Raw genomic sequence first — 18,508 nt, 5'->3', positions numbered from 1 at the left:
GGACAATGTAAGTCCTGGGAATTAATTTTGTATATTTTTTAACTATTTTTTTGCCATCATAAATATTGTTAATTATTTACCATAGTAGCATTTCAAATAAATTTCTTTTATCTCCTTAAACAGTGGGTATCTTGGATTAGCTCCTGTACACTGGTCGTTGAATGCCTGTTCAACCATGTCATCCAGGGTATCGAGGAAGTATTTTTCATCAATGCCATAGTCTTTGATTGATTTTTTGATACCGATTTTTTCTTTTAAATCTTCCAGCTTAACCAGCAGGTTTTCAAATACTTCCTGGTCATCTTTTCCCGCACATCCCGCAAACCGGCCTAATTCAGCGTATCTGGCAAGGGCATGTGGGTACTGGTACTGTGAAAACGTCCCCATCTTTGTCGGAACTTCAGCCGAATTATACTTCATAACCTCTGTCAGCAGCACAGCATTAGCCACTCCGTGAGGAAGGTGGTGGAAAGCTCCCAGCTTATGCGCCATAGAATGGTTAAGACCAAGGAAAGCATTCGCAAATGCCATACCTGCCATGCAAGATGCGTTTGCCATCATCTCACGTGCCTTCGGGTCACTGGCCCCATTCTCATATGCAGAAGGCAGATAGTCAAATACCATTTTTACTGCTTTCATAGCCAGGCCGTCGGTGTAATCTGTTGCCATGATAGACACGTAGGCCTCAATTGCATGTGTCATGACATCAATACCAGAAGCGCTGGTCAGGCCTTTCGGCTGTGTCATCATATTATCCACGTCCACAATCGCCATGTTCGGAAGCAGCTCATAATCTGCCAGAGGCCATTTTACTCCTGTGTCTGCATCTGTAATAATTGCAAATGGCGTTACCTCTGACCCCGTTCCTGAAGAAGTCGGAATTGCCACAAAATAAGCTTTTTCTCCCATTTTAGGGAAGGTAAATACTCTCTTACGGATATCCATAAAATCCATAGCCATATCTTCAAAGTTAGCTTCTGGATGCTCATACATCACCCACATAATTTTAGCGGCATCCATGGCAGATCCGCCGCCAAGTGCGATGATTGTATCTGGCTCAAAGGAACGCATCATATCTGCCCCCTTCTGGGCACACTGGAGAGTCGGATCAGGAGCCACCTCATAAAAGCATGTATGTTGGATTCCCATTTCATCTAATTTTTCTTCAATAGGAGTTACATACCCATTCTTATACAAAAAGCTGTCAGTAACAATAAATGCTTTCATTTTATGCATAATTGTCCCCAGCTCATCTAACGCAACTGGCATACAGCCTTTTTTGAAATAAACCTTTTCAGGTGTCCGGAACCACAGCATATTTTCTCTCCTCTCAGCGACAGTCTTTATATTCAGCAGATGCTTCACCCCTACATTCTCAGATACGGAGTTGCCCCCCCAGGAACCACAGCCCAGGGTCAGGGACGGAGCCAGCTTAAAGTTATAAAGGTCACCGATGCCGCCGTGGGAAGACGGTGTATTAATCAGAATACGGCAGGTTTTCATAGCCTGTGCATGTTTTGCAATCTTGTCAGACTCAGCAGGATGCACATAGAGAGATGCTGTATGCCCATATCCCCCGTCAGCAACAAGCTGCTCTGCCTTAGCAAGAGCCTCTTCAAATGTCCCTGCCTTGTACATTGCAAGCACAGGAGATAGCTTCTCATGGGCAAATTCCTCTGAAATATCGACAGACTCTACTTCCCCAATTAATATTTTTGTATCCTCTGGAACATCCACTCCCGCCATCTTTGCGATCTCGTATGCCGATTTCCCAGGTATCTTGCTGTTGAGCGCACCATTAATGATAATCGTCTTGCGCACTTTATCTAGCTCTGCACCTTTTTTCAGGAAATAGCAGCCCCGGTATGCGAACTCCCTCTTAACTTCCTCGTAAATACTATTCAATACGGTAACTGACTGCTCAGAAGCACAGATCATACCATTATCAAATGTTTTAGAATGGATAATTGAATTTACCGCCAGCTTAATATCTGCAGTATCATCTATAATAACAGGTGTATTCCCGGCTCCAACGCCCAATGCCGGCTTTCCCGATGAGTAGGCCGCCTTTACCATTCCCGGGCCTCCGGTTGCAAGGATAATATCCGCGTCCTTCATAACCGCGTTTGTCAGATCCAGGGAAGGCACGTCAATCCACCCGATAATCCCTTCCGGCGCCCCAGCCTTTACCGCGGCATCCAAAACAACCTTTGCCGCTGCAATCGTACATGCCTTTGCGGCCGGATGGGGACTAATAATAATAGCATTTCTTGTTTTCAGGCAAAGCAATGTTTTGAAGATTGCTGTGGATGTAGGATTCGTTGTGGGGATAACCGCTGCAACCAATCCGATAGGTTCTGCTATCTTCCTGATGCCGAATGCTGCGTCTTCTTCTATAACTCCACATGTCTTTGTATTCTTATATGCATTATAAATGTATTCTGCTGCATAATGATTCTTAATAACCTTATCCTCTGCAATGCCCCTCTGTGTTTCTTCTACGGCCATTTTTGCCAGAGGAATACGTTGTTTATTGGCTGCCATCGCCGCCTCATAGAAGATTTTATCAACCTGTTCCTGTGTAAAGGATGCAAATACTTTCTGCGCTTCACGCATTGCTTTCATTTTTGCTTCAAGTGTTTCTACACTGTCAACAATTTCCGGTACCACTGCCTGATCCTTCTTTGCCATTACAATTTTCCTCCCGTAATTGAATAGTTTTCTTAACTACAGGTTTTAGTATATACCGTCGTTAAATATTTGTCAATCCCGTATTTGATAAATATTTAACGTTATTTATTTAACGCTTATTGTCTATTTTGCACAACTGCTAACATAAGATCAAATCTTATATGGGTATATAAACATTACGGAAGGTATTTTTCTGTAAGGAGTATGTATCTTTTCTAATGTAGAACTATACCGTGCCGCCAGGGTACTCATTACATAAAAGCCTGTATGGGGGTTCGTCCTCCTCGATATCAGGAAAACGCCCCATTTTTTCATAAAACCTGTTATCCGTATTATCGTCATTGCACATTGATACTTCTCCGATCAGTACGTCCCCGGTTCCCTCCTTTACGGCGAAATCGTGATACTGATGGGGCCAGAGAGTCACACTTTCTCCAGGTTTTAATTCAATCTTCGTGCCTGCTTTTACATAATATGAGCGCCCATCACTATTCACCAGCACGTCCTGATTGGACAGTCCCCCCTCACCGTCATCTTCATACAAGCCGATTATCAATACCCCACCTCCACGGTTAATGATATCCTCTGATTTTTTCCAGTGGAAATGCATGGGTGATGTCTGTCCTTCTTTGAGCATCAGCAGTTTTTCCGCATAGACTTTCTTATATTTGGGATTATTCTGGTTCCCATTGCGGAGTGTAATCAGTGCAAACCCGACCTTATCAAAATTGCCAAGTCCATAATCTGTAATGTCCCATCCCAGCATGTTATCACGGATCTCGTCATATTCGGGGCCTTTTTCTTTCCAGTCCTGCGCAGTCCAGCTGCAGAAAGGGGGGAGTTTAAATCCCTGTTTATTTACAAGCTGTTCCATTTCTTTGATACACTGATTAATTTTTGACCGTTTCACTCTATTGCCCTCCTTTATAATGTTTGTATAAGTCCAAAACCTCCCTGTAACTGCGCATTCCATCGCTTCCGCCAACCGCTGACAGGGAGCAGGCCGCACAGGCAGTCCCCAGTTCCATGGCCTTTTGAAGGCTCTGTCCTTGATAGGCGCCGTACAGCACTCCGCAGCAATATGCATCCCCTGCACCTGTGGTTCCCTTTATATATCCCTTTGGCAGATGCAGGCTCTCCACTTTCACGGTCTGCCCCGTCTCGCAATCCAACCCATAACTACATCCAGAAGAATGGACCACGGCCCATTTAGATACTCCCAGATCTTTTAGGATACGCAGTGCCTCCGGTATATTCTCCTCCATATCTACATTTTCACCTGTTAATCGTACTCCTGTTGTGCTTTCTGCCTCCAGTTCATTAATAATACAGAAGTCTGTATACTTAAGAGCTGCCGATACGATTCCCCTTGCCCTCTCGCTATCCTCCGAGACTACGTCTATGGAAGTTCTCATCCCTCTCTTCTGTGCTTCACATAAAATTCTGGCCGCATGGGTCCCGTATTCCTCATCTGCTGCATCTGCTTTTTTCATCAGCAGCAGATATTCCAGCTGAAAAATATCCGCATCCACCGCCTGCCAGTCAATACAGTTCTCTTCATATATGTCACTGGCTGCGGGAAGATAAAAGAATGTCCTTTGCTTACTGTCAAGGGGTTCGATTACCATGGTCATGGATGTGGCCTCTGATTGGATTACATTGGACATGTCTATATTGGGGAAACGTCCCAGGGCCTGTTTTGCAAACTTTCCATTTGCATCATTGCCCAGAAGCGCACTCACCTTGACCTGGAGATTGGGATCTAGCTTGGCCAGATCCTGGATCAGATTCCCCGATCCGCCAACCCCTTTCTTTATGTCCCTTATATTTGTGAGCCTGCCGATTCCAGGGTAGGTGTCTGTCATATAATACACATCTACAATCAGGGAGCCTGCAACTGTTATTCCTTTTGTCCCCATATACCCCCTCCTATATCTCCAGGCTGAATATCTGTATTGCCTCTTTTACATTCTCCCTCATCGCTTCAACAGCAATTAGGGGAATATCGTGGAAGAAAATATTGTCTCCATTTCCACATCTATCCATAGCTTCTTTTACTGCTTTCCCCCCTGCCAATGTCATATATGTATAATAATTGATTTTCCTGATCCCATTTCTGATCGCCGTCTGGAATTCATCTTTACTCAGGCCGGACCCCCCATGCATAACGAATGGCACATCAATTTTCTCTTTAATTCTGCTGATTCTGTCTAAATCCAGGACTGGTTTCTGCACATACACCCCGTGGGCAGTCCCAAATGCAATGGCAAGCACATCTACCCCTGTCTGCTTAACAAAATCTCTGGCCATATCTGGATCTGTATAGATATCATCAGTCCCCTGAAAGTTTTCTGCCAGGCTCTTTGTTCCCTCCGCCCCTCTGTTTCCCGTTTCTGAGGACAAAATATGCCCCAGCTCAGCCTCCACAGTCACACCAATGCTGTGGGCGAGACGTACTGTTTCTGCAGTCTGCCTGATATTCTCTTGATAGTCACTTCCAGATGCGTCGATCATGACCGATGTAAAGCCAAGCCTCATAGCCTTCATACAGCTCTCAACCGAGGAACCGTGGTCCAAATGGACACAAACAGGGACAGACGCCCTCCTAGCAAAATCAAGCATAATGGGAGCGGCAATTTCCATAGCTAAAAAAGGACTGTGTACTTCTGCATAATTCAGGATTACACCCTTTTTTGTCTCCTCCGCAGCCTGTATGATGGCCATAGCCGATTCAAGGTTTGCTACATTAAATGCCCCCGCCGCATAACCTTTCTGATTCGCTTCCTGTATGATCTCATTTAAGTTTACCAGCATAATTTTTGTCCCTTGCCCTTTCTATTATATTCTATTTCTTTTTATTTCTTATATAATCTATAAATACTGCCAGCAAAATAACAACACCTTTCACCACATACTGCCAAAATGAATTGACATTCATTAGATTTAAACCATTATTAAGTACGCCGATAATCAAGCCGCCTATGATGGTGCCCCCGATCTTACCGCTTCCTCCGGCCATGGACGTGCCGCCCACGACAACAGCGGCTATAGCGTCCATTTCCGCCCCGTCCCCGGCAGTAGGCTGCCCAGAGTACATACGTGAGGCCAGGACTACACCTGCCAATCCTGCCATTAACCCGGAAAAAGTATGTACGAGAAATTTTACTTTTGCCACAGATATACCTGAAAACTCCGCCGCCTGCGCATTACCGCCGACTGCGTACATATGCCGTCCAAGCTTAGTTTTATTCATTATAATAGCAGTGATAATTAATACCACAATTAGAATCACGACCGGTGTAGGTATGGGGCCGATATACCCTGCCCCTATAAACTGCCATGACTTTGTGACTACACGTACAGGAGAGCCTCCTGTATATACGTACGCCAATCCTTTCGCTATATTCATCGTGGCCAATGTCACGATAAAAGGCGGAATTGTGGTGCTGCAGATTACAAATCCATTAAACATGCCGAACAGCAGCGCCACAGCCAGGCCAAGCAAAATAGCAATAGGAATAGGCAGATTATATCTGGCCACACCGCCTGCTGCCACACACCCTGAAAGGGCAATAATAGATCCAACGGAAAGGTCGATCCCTCCCAAAATAATAACCATTGTCATGCCGCATGCCAGATATAAATTTGTAGAAATCTGCCTGAGCACATTAAACACGTTTTTAGACGTGGCAAAAGAACTTCCTGTCTTTGGGTTTAACGCCAAAAAAATACACAATACTAAAAATGCCACTATAATTCCAAGATTATCTTTTAAATATATCTTCACTGCTTTTCCATATCTGGATGATGCAGCCACCTGTTTATTCTCCTGTTTCATGCTTCCTTCCTCCTCATTATTCTGCTGCCAGCTGCATAATACTTTCCTGTGTAACCTCGTTATGATTTAAGCAGCCCTTTACCTTTCCTCCGGCCATTACATAAATTCTGTCACTCATGTTAATAATTTCCGGCAGCTCTGAAGAAATCATAATAATAGACATACCATCCTTTACCAGTTCATTCATAATAGAATAGATTTCCGCTTTTGCCCCTACATCCACCCCTCTTGTAGGTTCATCCAATATAAGTATGTCAGGATGCGTTGCCAGCCACCGTCCTATGATGACCTTTTGCTGGTTTCCTCCAGAGAGATTCGCAATTCTCTGATCTTGGGAAGGTGTTTTCGTGGACATCAGATCAATATACTTTTGTGTAATTTCTTCTTCTTTCTTCCCATCCACAAAAATACCCTTTATAAACTGCCCCAGTACCTCAATTGTAGAATTATAACGTACGCTCTGCACATGATATAACCCCTCCAGCTTCCGATCCTCCGGAACCAGGGCAATCCCTTGCTTCATGGCATGTACGGGGGATAGTATTTTTACTTCTCTGCCACTTAAATATATTTTTCCTGTATAGTTTTTCGTCAGTCCGAACAGGCATTTCATCACCTCACTTCTGCCCGCCCCTACCAGGCCGGCAAACCCCAGGATTTCCCCCCGCCTTAGCTCAAAACTGGCTCCCTGTACCATCTTTCCGTCTGAGATATCCTCACACTTTAAAATAACTTCCTCTGCATGGCTGTAGTCTCTTGTATAATATTTATCTAGCTCCCTGCCGACCATCATAGCAATCAGATGGTCTTTGTCCGTATCCTTCACTACTTCGGTCCCCACATAGGTCCCATCTCTCATTACAGTTACACGGTCGCATATTTCCTCCAGCTCGCTCATTTTATGGGAAATATATATAATTCCCACGCCTTTTGCAGTCAATGTCCTCATAGTCTCAAATAGGAATGCTACTTCTCTGTCAGAAATAGAAGATGTGGGTTCGTCCATGACAAGGATTTTAGAGTTAAACGAAATTGCCTTCACAATCTCAACCATTTGCTGCTGTGCGATTGTCAGGTCTTTGACCAACCGGTCTGCCTCAAAATGCATATCGTATGCATCAAGCAATTCCTGTGTATCTTTATTCATTCTGGCTTTATCTACGAAACCTGCCCTTCTTGGCTCCCTCCCCAAAAAAATATTTTCAGCTACTGTCATATAGGGAACCAAAACCAGCTCCTGGTGGATGATAGCCACACCATTTTTCTGCGCATCCAATACATTGTGAATCTGTACCTTCTGCCCTTCTATCCGGATCTCACCGTTATCTGCTGAATAAATACCTCCCAGGACTTTAATCAATGTAGATTTCCCTGCGCCATTCTCCCCCAGAAGTGCATGTACCTCGCCAGACTTTAATTCAAAGTTAATATCCTTTAATGCATAAACCCCCGGAAACTGTTTATGTATACTCTTCATCTCTAATAATACTGTTTCGCTCAAGATTTCACCTGCTTCCTTTTATTTTCCGATTCTAATAGGCTGCAAGCCAGGCTGCTATATGAAAGGGACACCCCATTCTCCCCTGAGAACCAGGTGTCCCTCCCTTTTTTCGCCTAAAACAAGTTAATAATTGATATGCCTGGCTAGTTCTTGCAATTAGTAAAATACCCTAACCCATTTTATATATTGTAAACTACCATTCTAGTTAAATCAGGGCAGAACATAATACTAAACATAACAGCCATATAGGGCAGTAAATTATATACACTCTCAATGGCTACTGCCAGTCATCCGTGCCGTACTCGTCAACATTATCTTCTGTGATTAAGAATGTCTCAACAGGATATCTCTCATCTACTTCTTCGCCATCCATAATTTTGTACATAATCTCTACGGATGTTTTCGCAATATTAATCGGTGACTGTGCTCCAGTCCCTTCTATCAGAGATTCCCCGGAAGCCAGCTCTGCTTTAATATCGGGAGATCCATCCACGCCGTATATCATACAATCTTTTACCCCTGCCGCATTAGCCGCTGCCAGCGCGCCTAGGGCCGTAGGGTCATTCCCCCCGAAGATTGCCACTACATCAGGATTGGCCTGAAGCAGATCCTCTGCAATCCCCATAGCCTGCTCCAGATTTCCCTTTGCATCCTGCTGAGCTACAATATTAAACCCTTTATCCTTGATTGCATCCAGGAAGCCATTTGTCCTGTCAACAACTGAATTCATGGTAGGTGAATCTAATACAATAATGTCTCCTCCGTCAGGACACTTCTCGACCAGATCCTCCCCGCATACTTTCCCTGCATTGTAATTATCAGAGCCCGCATAGGATGCAACATAACTCATGTCCGCCACCTCTGTGTCGAAGTTTACAATTGGGATATCCGCTTCTTTCAGTGCGTCCAAGGCCGGAAGGATACCTTCTGCCTCTGCAGGGTTTAAAAACATTGCGTCAATGTCCTGGGAGATCAGGTCTTCAATCTGCTGAATCTGGAGAGATACATCATTGGCAGGATCCACAGAAATCAGCTCGTCTCCGTTCTTCTCGACTTCCTCCCTGATGGTTTTTTCCAATGTTACAAAGAATGGATTTGTCCCATCCATACACGTGTAACCGAACTTCAGGCCTCCCTCTTTTTCACCATCCGTGCCCTCAGCATTTGTGTCTGCCGTATTGTCCTCAGCCGGCTCTCCATTGCTACATCCAAGCAGCATAGTCCCCACCATAGCTGCGCACAACAATACACTGAGTACTTTCTTTTTCATACTGTTCCTCCTTTAAACACTTGTTTTTGTTGTATTAATAGTACCAAATACAGCTTTTTTGTCACCTGCATTTTGTCACAACTTTTTCATGACATTTGTAATATTTATATATGACAAAAAGCTATTGCGCCCGCAATAGCTTCTTTAACATATATATCTCCATATAATCCCACAGCCAAACAGTGAGGATACCCTCTATTATTCTATCGGTTCAAAAATGCATCCAGCTTTCTCTGGGATATCTTCAGTGTGACTTCCATATTCCCTTCATCCTTTAATATATCCTCTACCTGGCTGTCTGCCAATACCATTGCTTCCTCATACTTTGAGAACTTAGGCTCTGCCACACCCTGGTCAATGACTGCACTTAAAACTTGGTTATCTATCACTCTTTCATCTACATCCATATCTCGCTTCAAAATATATTCTGCTTCATTAGAATCTGTGACTGTCTTTAAAGCTGACGTACCAGAAGAATATTGATAAACTTTCATCTGCATTCTGTTATCATTGGTAAATAATTTTAACAGCTCCCACGACAGCCGTTCACTTTTCGTGCTCCTGCTTACCCCCATCAGCAGAGTACTGACCCTGGATATGTTTTCCCCGTTTGGGCCTGCCGGCATTGTGATACAATCCCACTGAAAATTTGTATATTTCTTAATTTTATATGGATATGTCTTATATGTCCTGTACTCAGCAAAAGACAGGGGCATAAACGCAATATTTCCCGCGTCAAAGTCATCCTGGGTCACATTCTCCCCCTCATTTAACTCTTCCAGCTTTTTAATAAATTTTACAGACTCAACCACAGGCGCCTCCGACATATAGGATTTCTTTCCATCGCTGCTGAAAATCCTTCCTCCATTGGCATAGACTGCGTCCTCCCATGTATAATTATATGTGCCGAACTGATCTGGTAACCCATCGCCATCTTTGTCCTTAGTCACATTGCGGGCTATCTCATACAAATCATCCCAAGTCCAGTCCATATCTGGTACATGATAGCCTTCCTCCTCCAACAGTGTCTTATTGACAAACATCAAAGTAGGGACAACCTCGTACGGCAGTGCATATTGGATCCCATCTGCCTTCCCCATATCATACGGAGCTTCGTAATACTGCCCCTCGCTCATCATATCATCCTGCTCAATCAGGGAATCCAAATCTTTCATTGCGCCGATGGAAACGAACTTTTCAAAATCATCTGGGAGCACCATAAAAACATCAGGCACATCCCCTGTCAATACCTTTTGTGCCAGCCACTCTGAATAGTCCGATTTCCTGATTCCGCTTGTATAATGTACCTTGGTCCCCGGATGTTCTTCCTCAAATTTCTTGATAATATCATCTACAATCACATATGTATTGGGGTTAGATACATCCCAGCTACTTCCTACAAATATACCTAGCTCTATAATCCGGGCAGGCTTTCTGCCTCCCAATATCAGCCATGCCAGGCAAATTACTGCAGCTGCCAGTATAAAGGCTATAGCCGCCCCCGCTTTCTTTCGTTTCATCCAGAACCCTCCTGTCATTCTCCCTTATTCTGCGTCTGAATGGCCCATATTGCAAGCTGTGTCCGGTCTCTTAGCTCCAACTTATTTAAGATGATGCTCAGATAATTACGTATAGTCCCCTGGGACAATTTCAGCGTATCTGCTATTTCTTTATTTGAAGAACCCTTTCCCACCTCACGGATAATTTTCCATTCTGTGTTAGTCAGGCTGTCTGTATTAGGGGAATCTGACAGAATAGTGCAGTCGGCCTGCGCCATTTTTGAAAATAACTGTACTACTTTTGTTGTAATATCTGGATTTATCATAGCCTGACCTCTGTAAACCGTACGTATGGCATCAGTCAGCCCATCCATAGACACACCCTTTAGCAAATACCCGCTGGCCCCAAATTTCAATGCATTGTAAACAAATTCATCATCATCAAAGGTTGTCAATATAATGATTTTAATCTCAGGATGGTTTTCTTTTAAGATTTTAGTACATTGAACTCCATCCATTTTGGGCATACGGATATCCATAAGAATAACATCTGGTTTGTCTTTTCTTACACTTCTTATGACCTCTAATCCATTTGCCACAGCCTCTGTCACACGTATATCCCCTTTGCTGTTCAATACAATCTCCAGGCTCTGCCTGATTAACTCCTGGTCATCCGCTATCAGTACCTTAATCATATTCTTCCCCCCATCTGATAGGTATAACTGCCTCTACGTTGAATCCCTCTTCACCGGAAAAACTAATCTTCCCATTGAGCATGCTGACCCGCTCCTGCATATGTTTTAAGCCAAATCCTTTTTTGGGATTTATGCATCCCTTACCATTATCCCTGATAGATAAATCTACATTCCCCATTTCCTGCTTCATAACTATGTATATTTCATCTGCTTCTCCATGCCGTATTGAATTCGTAACGCTCTCCTGGATAATTCTAAATATAATATTCTCCTCATCCTCGTCAAATCTCAGCCTGGTTATCTCACATTGAAATTCAATTTTAGCTTTTGTTATCAATCTGAATTCTTCCAGCATCTTCTCAATTGCACTGTTAAGGCTAAAACGTTCCAGGGCGTCCGGCCTGAGTTCATTCACTGACCTGCGCACCTCACTTATCCCTGTCCTTGCAGCGTTTGACAGGACATTCAGCTGCTGCTTCGTCACAGCCGGATCAATATCGATGGTCGTAATGCAGGCATCAAGTCCGGCCGATATCCCTGTCAGCGTATGGCCAAGTGTGTCGTGTATCTCTCTTGCCAAACGGTTCCGTTCCTTTGTCTGTCCCATCTTTTCCTTTAAATCTGCATATTGCTTCAATTCATTGTTGGCAGAATGTAATTCTTCATTTGTATCTGTAAGCTTCTTATAGAGCAGATTGACTTCCTCAATAATCCCTTTTTGATTCTGGATTACTTTGACGCAAAAGGCAATGAAAAAAATAATATTTACTGATAAAAGCAGATTGAATACTCCCAAATAGTACTGGCTGCTTCTGGCATCAAAATACTGCATATAGCTTTTCACCGAAAAAAGCTCGTATTTCATAGAAAGAAATTGAAAATCCGTACTGCCATATACAAAAAGTGCAAGCGCCAGCAAGAAGTATTTTCCTCTGTCATTTACGTAATAAAGTACATTGGCAAAAAACCAGAGTACAATACCATTATAATTAAAATTCAAAACATACATAATACCTATGCATACTACAAAATCAGCCGCCAATGTCCCATAAATAAAACGGCTTTTGTCTGGAAAGGCCCATTCCCTCAGCGCAAATGTAAAAATCAGAAGGACCATTAAGAATATTGCTAATCCTGCTGTATTCCCGGGATTCAGCGGAACTCTCTCTACACTCTCCAAAAACGTCCTCGCCTCATTATATATGCAAATTCTGTCCGTTACATTTATGATAAGCAAAAGAATAAAGCTGATTATGAGCATATTAATCAACAGCATACTGCCTTTAAAGAAAATCATCTTTTTGTTTTCCATATCATTGCCACCCTGCAATATCAAAACTATCCAGATTCTCCTTAGTAATTAATTCCACTGGAACTACAATATCTTTCTCCACCTCTCTGCCCTCCAGATAATCATAAGCTGTCTCTGCTGCCTTTCTTCCAATTTCATTTGGAAACTGGGCGCTGCTGCCTTCCAGATACCCTTCCTTAATCATCCTTTTGGCATCCGGTGACCCGTCAATTCCATATATGAGGACATCTCTCCCTACACGCTGCTGCTGCAGCGCCGCCAGTGCCCCCAGGGCGGAAGGGTCATTCCCTCCCAGAACTACATCAAATTCTATATCCCGCTCTATGATACTGTTCATAACTTCCATTGCCATCTCAAGCTCTGCAGTTGTATTTCTGTGTATCACCACATGGTAGGACGAATGCCCCTGGATCGTATCTAAAAATCCCTGGACTCTCTGGTTAGTGGACTTAATTCCTGTATGATTGATGATAACAATTTTAGCACTGTCCCTTTTCTTCATCATATCTTTGGCTATCTGTACCCCTGCATTATAATTATCAGACACAATCCCTGACACTGCCAGATCCATATCATAGATATGGGTGTCAATATTAAATACAGGCACTCCAGCAGCCTTACAGGCCTCCAAGGCTGGAACCACTTCCTTCCAGTCCACAGGGTTCACAAAAATTGCCGCTGCCCCTTCGTCCAGAAATTCCTGGATCTGTTCATTTTGTTTTTCCTGATTCTGAGAGGGATCCCGTGTTATTAAAACATCCCCATTGGCCTCCACAATCTCCTGTATATTCCCATTTAACGCTTCAAAATAGGGATTATCCATTGTCATATAGGTGGCTCCGAACTTAAGCGGTTCATGGCTTGGGTTATCTCCTGCATTCTCCCCTTCTCTCCCACATCCAGCCAACATCATAAACAGAAACATAACGCTCAACACTGATAATACTCTTTTCATGTACTGTTCCCAGCCTTTCAGATAAATTCTGTCCCCACCACTTCCATATACTTCCATTTTTATTATTATCCCAAAAACTAATTTAAGTGTCAACATACAGCAATTCCTTTGTATGTAATGCTATTGTAGCTCAATGTAAAGGGGGTGATCATTCCTCCAAGGGGCAGGCCAGATAAAAACAAAAGGCCCCGATGTAAGCATGGGGCATCAAACTAGCAGCGATGCAAGTATCGGGGTATTAGGCCCTCGCTGCAGCCGCCAACTGGATAGTAGGCATGTCTGCCTGGATCCTTGCAAGGGAGAATAAAGAAGGCAGAATCTGATATTTTTCAGATTCTGCCTTCATCCATTTCACTGTCTCTATCATAATTCCCATAAGGGTATACTTATTGGGCATTACTAGTTCAATAAGTATGAATTAAAGGGGCGCCTTTAACCATGCTCACTAAACAAGTTCAATGAGAACCTCCATAGCCGCATCCCCTTTACGCTGGCCAATTTTTACAATTCTTGTATAACCACCCTTGCGGTCTGCATATTTAGGAGCAATTTCAGAAAATAACTTATCAGGTAAATCAACCTTTTTTGTATTTCTCTTTCTCCCTGCCCCTTTAGTTGGTACTTCTGTTACAGGATAGAGTACTTTCAGCATCTCCCTTCTTGCGTGGAGCCTGCTGGGCATATCCTTTTTAATCTTCTTCTCAACTTCATCATATACCGTAACTCTCTTGCCATCAACAACTTCTTTTACTCTTTTACCGTCTTTATCTTTACGGGCAACTTTTGCTTTGACAGTTACTTCCTCAAAATTATCCTTCTCTCTCACTGCCATAGCTACTAATTTCTCTGCTACTTTACGGATTTCTTTAGCTTTTGCCTCTGTAGTGACAATCTTACCGTGGTTCAGCAATGCAGTTACTTGATTTCTAATTAGGGCTTTTCTTTGGCTGGATGTCCTGCCAAGTTTTCTGTATTTTGCCATTGTTCTAATCCTCCATTTTCCACATTTGGTTATGCATCTTCGGACTTATTAATCAAATGCTCCCGCCACACTCTTCGGATTTACTGGCAGGATAATTCAAATAATAATCTATTATATAAGGCTAATGATTATTCATCGCCCTGATTCAGCTCAAGATCCAGTTCTTTGAGCTTCGCCAGTACTTCTTCCAGAGACTTACGCCCAAGATTACGGACTTTCATCATATCCTCAGGGGTCTTGTTAGTAAGTTCCTCCACTGTATTAATACCAGCTCTCTTTAAACAGTTGTATGAACGGACGGACAACTCCAGTTCATCAATGCTCATCTCCAGAACCTTTTCTTTCTCGTCATCTTCTTTCTCAATCATGACTTCAGCAGCCTGTGCAACCTCTGACAAATCAATAAACAGCTTGAGATGTTCACTGAGCACTTTGGCAGCAAGGCTGACAGCCTCATCTGGAAGCAAAGTTCCCTTTGTCCATACATCTAATGTAAGTTTATCATAATCAGTAATCTGGCCGACACGTGTGTTTTCAACAGTTAGATTCACACGCTCAACCGGTGTATAAATAGAATCAATTGGTATTACGCCAATCGGTAAGTCTTCGTTTTTGTTTTTGTCTGCGCTTACGTATCCTCTGCCCTTTGTGATGGTAAGCTCCATGTACAGCTTGCTGTCCTTACCGCCGCTTAATGTAGCAATAACCTGATCAGGATTCATAATCTCGATATCGGAATCCGCCTGGATGTCAGCACCTGTTACAACGCCTTCACCTTCAAATTCGATATATGCAGTCTTTACTTCGTCTGATTCAGATGTATTCTTGATTGCCAATGCTTTTAAATTCATGATAATCTCGGTAACATCTTCTTTTACACCTGGTATGGAACTGAACTCATGCAGAACCCCGTCAATCTTAACAGAACTGATGGCAGCTCCCGGAAGAGAAGAAAGCATAATTCTTCTCAGGGAGTTCCCCAGCGTTGTCCCATATCCTCTCTCCAGAGGCTCCACAACAAATCTTCCATATTTTTTATCTTCTGAAATTTCTGTAATTTCAATATTAGGTTTATTAAAATCAAACACTACACAGACCCTCCTTATGGGTTAAAATATGTTGAGGGGGTACGATATTAAATGCCAAGCTTAAAAATTTTAATCCCATAAAGAATTATTTAGAATACAACTCGACGATTAACATCTCATCAACTGGAACATCAATTGCCTCTCTGGAGGGAAGTTCTTTTACTGTGCCTTTCAGGTTCTCTGCGTCTACTTCCAGCCAGTCAGGGATCATGTTTCCACCTGTCATCTCCAGGATATCTTTATATCTCTGGCTTCCTTTGTGCTTCTCTTTGATTTCAACAGTATCACCAGCTTTAATCAGGTAAGATGGGATTTTTACCTGTTTTCCATTTACAAGGACATGCTTATGGCCAACAATCTGCCTTGCCTCTTTTCTTGTCCTTGCAAATCCCATACGGAACATAATATTGTCCAGTCTGGATTCCAGGAGAACCATCAGGTTCTCACCTGTCATTCCTTCCATCTGTTTTGCCTTTGCATAATAATTTCTGAAAGGCTTCTCCAGCACGCCGTAAATAAACTTAGCTTTCTGCTTCTCGCGCAGCTGAAGGCCATATTCGCTCATTTTTCTATTGGCTCTTTTTAACTGTCTGTTAGATTTTTTGTTAATTCCTAAATAGATTGGGTCCATACCTAATGAACGGCATCTTTTAAGAACTGGAACTCTATTTACTGCCATTATTCGCTTCCTCCTAAAATATAAGACGGATCCTCTAAGCATAAAACCTGCCCCTTCAGCTGGCTTTGCCAGTCCGACCTATCCCGCAGTGTACCTGCCGGATAATGAGAAATCCGTATTCGTTTTATAATCGTATCTGCAAGATCACAATCCACTATACTCTTCTGCGCTTTGGCGGACGGCATCCATTATGTGGCACCGGCGTTACGTCTTTGATGCTTGTAACATCAATACCGCATGCCTGAAGTGCGCGGATGGCTGCCTCCCTGCCTGATCCTGGACCCTTTACAAAAACATCTACTGTTTTAAGACCATATATTAATGCTGCCTTTGCTGCTGTCTCTGCTGCCATCTGTGCTGCATATGGAGTAGATTTCCTTGAACCTCTAAAACCCAGACCGCCTGCACTTGCCCATGAAAGAGCATTTCCCTGTGTATCTGTTAATGTCACTATGGTGTTATTAAAAGATGACTGGATGTGTGCTTGTCCCCGTTCAACGTTTTTCTTGACACGTTTTTTTGTCACTTTTTTGGTAACTTTCTTAGCCATTTAAACTAACCTACTTTCTTGAATTCTTGTTATTTTTTCTTATTCGCTACAGTTCTCTTTGGACCTTTGCAAGTTCTTGCATTAGTCTTGGTCTTTTGGCCGCGCACCGGAAGGCCTTTTCTGTGGCGGATTCCACGATAACAGCCGATTTCTTTCAGTCTCTTAATATTCAGCTGGATCTCTCTTCTGAGATCACCTTCTACTACCTGTGTCTCATCAATCACTTCGCTGATTTTCTTTACTTCTTCACTTGTCAGATCTCTTACGCGGGTATCAGGGTTTACTCCTGCCGCTGCTAAGATACGGCCTGCACTTACTCTTCCAATTCCATAAATATAAGTCAAGCCAATTTCTACACGTTTGTCTCTTGGTAAGTCTACACCTGCAATACGAGCCATGTGTCTTTCCTCCATTTCAAATCTGTTTTCATATTGTCCCTAACTGGGATGTTCCTCAGGCTGCCAGAAAGGTGCTTCTGCCATCATCCAAACATCCAGGCCTGCACTAAAAACTGTGCATACCCTTTCCCGGCACGGGAATCCCCGTAAATGACAGCCGGGTATTATAAGCAATATACAAAAGACCACGAACCCTGCGGTACCTGCCATTGCAGCATAATGTAGCCCTACTGTATATTAAACAGCCCCACACACTTCCTAGTGTGTCGCGCTGTCAGCCGCCTAATTAATCCACAAACTTTGACTTCTGGAAATTATCCCTGTCTTTGTTTGTGCTTCGGATTTTCACAGATTACTCTGATGCTTCCTTTTCTTTTAATAATTTTGCATTTTTCACAGATTGGTTTTACTGATGATCTAACCTTCATGTCAAATCCTCCTTCCATCCTTTGCTTTGCTGTATGTCACAACCATTTTTGGGCACACCTATCCAAAAATGGCCATTTCATAGTATAACACTTTATTTCTCCTAAAGTCAATACTTTTTTTACTTATCTCTCCAGACAATTCTCCCCTTACTGAGATCATATGGGGACATCTCCAATGTCACTTTATCTCCCGGCAATATTTTAATAAAATTCATACGTAATTTCCCGCTGATATGGGCCAGCACGATATGTCCATTCTCCAGCTCCACCTTAAACATTGCGTTTGGCAGTTTCTCGGCCACGACTCCTTCAATTTCAATCACGTCAGTTTTTGACATACTTAATCCTCCTGCATGTTCGGCTCTCCGCTATTCCTCTTCTCACCCAAACATAAATACTCACTTATTACATTTCTGATTGCTTCATCATCTGAGGCAGGCTGAGAAATATTCCTCCTAATGGCCTGCAGATGTTTTCTGTTCTTCTTTTTGCCCCGGCAGACAGGTCTTTTCACGCCGTCTGCCAGATATATATATTCAGCATTGACATCAATTATAACATATATACAGCCTTTATCACGCCCAGCCTTAGACTTGACAAGCATTCCTGGTTTAAACAGCAT

At 43.0% G+C, this 18,508-nt stretch carries 20 protein-coding genes; all 20 read right to left on the bottom strand.

Translation table 11 applies throughout. From position 1 onward, the window contains the following. Nucleotides 1–72: 72 nt before the first annotated feature. The 20 genes from adhE to EFA47_RS01695 all read right to left on the bottom strand — a co-directional run bounded on the left by adhE (nt 73) and on the right by EFA47_RS01695 (nt 18,508). Complete coding sequence (gene adhE / locus EFA47_RS01785) at nt 73–2,691, bottom strand: bifunctional acetaldehyde-CoA/alcohol dehydrogenase (protein ID WP_122641746.1); 2,619 nt, start codon at nt 2,689–2,691, stop codon at nt 73–75. 226 nt (nt 2,692–2,917) lie between these two features. Next, a complete protein-coding gene (locus EFA47_RS01780) occupies nt 2,918–3,601 on the bottom strand; it encodes a D-lyxose/D-mannose family sugar isomerase (protein ID WP_122641745.1) in 684 nt (227 codons plus the stop codon). A 1-nt stretch (nt 3,602) separates the two neighbouring features. Continuing rightward, entirely contained in the window at nt 3,603–4,610 is a 1,008-nt protein-coding gene (locus tag EFA47_RS01775; protein ID WP_122641744.1) for a carbohydrate kinase family protein, read from the bottom strand. A gap of 10 nt (nt 4,611–4,620) precedes the next feature. Next, a complete protein-coding gene (locus EFA47_RS01770) occupies nt 4,621–5,505 on the bottom strand; it encodes a class II fructose-bisphosphate aldolase (protein ID WP_122641743.1) in 885 nt (294 codons plus the stop codon). A gap of 31 nt (nt 5,506–5,536) precedes the next feature. Next, complete coding sequence (locus EFA47_RS01765; RefSeq protein WP_122641742.1) at nt 5,537–6,529, bottom strand: ABC transporter permease; 993 nt, start codon at nt 6,527–6,529, stop codon at nt 5,537–5,539. A 16-nt stretch (nt 6,530–6,545) separates the two neighbouring features. Further along, nucleotides 6,546–8,030 (bottom strand): sugar ABC transporter ATP-binding protein, encoded by a 1,485-nt coding sequence (locus tag EFA47_RS01760; RefSeq protein WP_122641741.1) that lies wholly within the window; start codon nt 8,028–8,030, stop codon nt 6,546–6,548. A 277-nt stretch (nt 8,031–8,307) separates the two neighbouring features. Then, nucleotides 8,308–9,300: a sugar ABC transporter substrate-binding protein gene (locus tag EFA47_RS01755; protein WP_122641740.1), complete on the bottom strand. Its 993-nt coding sequence runs from the start codon at nt 9,298–9,300 to the stop codon at nt 8,308–8,310. A gap of 203 nt (nt 9,301–9,503) precedes the next feature. Further along, the gene (locus tag EFA47_RS01750; protein ID WP_122641739.1) at nt 9,504–10,820 is read right to left on the bottom strand and encodes an ABC transporter substrate-binding protein; all 1,317 of its coding nucleotides are present in this window, start codon (nt 10,818–10,820) and stop codon (nt 9,504–9,506) included. Nucleotides 10,821–10,834: 14 nt separating this feature from the next. After that, nucleotides 10,835–11,494, bottom strand: coding sequence for a response regulator transcription factor (locus EFA47_RS01745; protein WP_122641738.1), 660 nt, complete (start codon nt 11,492–11,494; stop codon nt 10,835–10,837). Further along, nucleotides 11,487–12,806 carry a sensor histidine kinase gene (locus tag EFA47_RS01740; RefSeq protein ID WP_122641737.1) on the bottom strand — a complete coding sequence of 440 codons (1,320 nt, stop codon included), beginning with the start codon at nt 12,804–12,806 and terminating at the stop codon, nt 11,487–11,489. Before EFA47_RS01740 ends, EFA47_RS01745 begins: the two co-directional genes overlap by 8 nt. Before the next feature lies 1 nt (nt 12,807). After that, nucleotides 12,808–13,818 (bottom strand): sugar ABC transporter substrate-binding protein, encoded by a 1,011-nt coding sequence (locus EFA47_RS01735; RefSeq protein WP_235853190.1) that lies wholly within the window; start codon nt 13,816–13,818, stop codon nt 12,808–12,810. Between the two features lie 181 nt (nt 13,819–13,999). Next, complete coding sequence (locus EFA47_RS19745; RefSeq protein ID WP_164689901.1) at nt 14,000–14,137, bottom strand: hypothetical protein; 138 nt, start codon at nt 14,135–14,137, stop codon at nt 14,000–14,002. A gap of 69 nt (nt 14,138–14,206) precedes the next feature. Further along, nucleotides 14,207–14,743, bottom strand: coding sequence for a bL17 family ribosomal protein (locus tag EFA47_RS01730; protein ID WP_122641736.1), 537 nt, complete (start codon nt 14,741–14,743; stop codon nt 14,207–14,209). A gap of 128 nt (nt 14,744–14,871) precedes the next feature. Then, the gene (locus EFA47_RS01725) at nt 14,872–15,831 is read right to left on the bottom strand and encodes a DNA-directed RNA polymerase subunit alpha (RefSeq protein WP_122641735.1); all 960 of its coding nucleotides are present in this window, start codon (nt 15,829–15,831) and stop codon (nt 14,872–14,874) included. 85 nt (nt 15,832–15,916) lie between these two features. Then, nucleotides 15,917–16,510 (bottom strand): 30S ribosomal protein S4, encoded by a 594-nt coding sequence (gene rpsD, locus EFA47_RS01720; protein ID WP_122641734.1) that lies wholly within the window; start codon nt 16,508–16,510, stop codon nt 15,917–15,919. A gap of 154 nt (nt 16,511–16,664) precedes the next feature. Then, nucleotides 16,665–17,060, bottom strand: a complete 396-nt coding sequence (gene rpsK / locus EFA47_RS01715) for a 30S ribosomal protein S11 (protein ID WP_122641733.1) — start codon at nt 17,058–17,060, stop codon at nt 16,665–16,667. A gap of 29 nt (nt 17,061–17,089) precedes the next feature. Next, a complete protein-coding gene (rpsM, locus tag EFA47_RS01710; protein WP_122641732.1) occupies nt 17,090–17,458 on the bottom strand; it encodes a 30S ribosomal protein S13 in 369 nt (122 codons plus the stop codon). A gap of 314 nt (nt 17,459–17,772) precedes the next feature. Further along, nucleotides 17,773–17,886 carry a 50S ribosomal protein L36 gene (rpmJ, locus tag EFA47_RS01705; RefSeq protein ID WP_003497809.1) on the bottom strand — a complete coding sequence of 38 codons (114 nt, stop codon included), beginning with the start codon at nt 17,884–17,886 and terminating at the stop codon, nt 17,773–17,775. A 119-nt stretch (nt 17,887–18,005) separates the two neighbouring features. Next, complete coding sequence (infA, locus tag EFA47_RS01700; RefSeq protein ID WP_109711824.1) at nt 18,006–18,224, bottom strand: translation initiation factor IF-1; 219 nt, start codon at nt 18,222–18,224, stop codon at nt 18,006–18,008. A gap of 2 nt (nt 18,225–18,226) precedes the next feature. Continuing rightward, a complete protein-coding gene (locus tag EFA47_RS01695) occupies nt 18,227–18,508 on the bottom strand; it encodes a KOW domain-containing RNA-binding protein (protein ID WP_122641731.1) in 282 nt (93 codons plus the stop codon).

Origin of the sequence: Luxibacter massiliensis, assembly GCF_900604355.1 — a bacterium.
Taxonomy (GTDB): Bacteria; Bacillota; Clostridia; order Lachnospirales; family Lachnospiraceae; genus Luxibacter; species Luxibacter massiliensis.
This window is presented reverse-complemented; position numbering and strand designations above follow the sequence as displayed.

Bases quoted from the DNA above. Each gene is read 5' to 3' on its own strand.
- adhE (WP_122641746.1), bottom strand. From the start codon at position 2,691: ATGGCAAAGAAGGATCAGGCAGTGGTACCGGAAATTGTTGACAGTGTA.
- EFA47_RS01775 (WP_122641744.1), bottom strand. From the start codon at position 4,610: ATGGGGACAAAAGGAATAACAGTTGCAGGCTCCCTGATTGTAGATGTG.
- EFA47_RS01770 (WP_122641743.1), bottom strand. From the start codon at position 5,505: ATGCTGGTAAACTTAAATGAGATCATACAGGAAGCGAATCAGAAAGGT.
- EFA47_RS01765 (WP_122641742.1), bottom strand. From the start codon at position 6,529: ATGAAACAGGAGAATAAACAGGTGGCTGCATCATCCAGATATGGAAAA.
- EFA47_RS01755 (WP_122641740.1), bottom strand. From the start codon at position 9,300: ATGAAAAAGAAAGTACTCAGTGTATTGTTGTGCGCAGCTATGGTGGGG.
- EFA47_RS01750 (WP_122641739.1), bottom strand. From the start codon at position 10,820: ATGAAACGAAAGAAAGCGGGGGCGGCTATAGCCTTTATACTGGCAGCT.
- EFA47_RS01745 (WP_122641738.1), bottom strand. From the start codon at position 11,494: ATGATTAAGGTACTGATAGCGGATGACCAGGAGTTAATCAGGCAGAGC.
- EFA47_RS01740 (WP_122641737.1), bottom strand. From the start codon at position 12,806: ATGGAAAACAAAAAGATGATTTTCTTTAAAGGCAGTATGCTGTTGATT.
- EFA47_RS01735 (WP_235853190.1), bottom strand. From the start codon at position 13,818: ATGGAAGTATATGGAAGTGGTGGGGACAGAATTTATCTGAAAGGCTGG.
- EFA47_RS19745 (WP_164689901.1), bottom strand. From the start codon at position 14,137: ATGGGAATTATGATAGAGACAGTGAAATGGATGAAGGCAGAATCTGAA.
- EFA47_RS01730 (WP_122641736.1), bottom strand. From the start codon at position 14,743: ATGGCAAAATACAGAAAACTTGGCAGGACATCCAGCCAAAGAAAAGCC.
- rpsD (WP_122641734.1), bottom strand. From the start codon at position 16,510: ATGGCAGTAAATAGAGTTCCAGTTCTTAAAAGATGCCGTTCATTAGGT.
- rpsK (WP_122641733.1), bottom strand. From the start codon at position 17,060: ATGGCTAAGAAAGTTACCAAAAAAGTGACAAAAAAACGTGTCAAGAAA.
- rpsM (WP_122641732.1), bottom strand. From the start codon at position 17,458: ATGGCTCGTATTGCAGGTGTAGACTTACCAAGAGACAAACGTGTAGAA.
- rpmJ (WP_003497809.1), bottom strand. From the start codon at position 17,886: ATGAAGGTTAGATCATCAGTAAAACCAATCTGTGAAAAATGCAAAATT.
- infA (WP_109711824.1), bottom strand. From the start codon at position 18,224: ATGTCAAAAACTGACGTGATTGAAATTGAAGGAGTCGTGGCCGAGAAA.
- EFA47_RS01695 (WP_122641731.1), bottom strand. From the start codon at position 18,508: ATGCTGTTTAAACCAGGAATGCTTGTCAAGTCTAAGGCTGGGCGTGAT.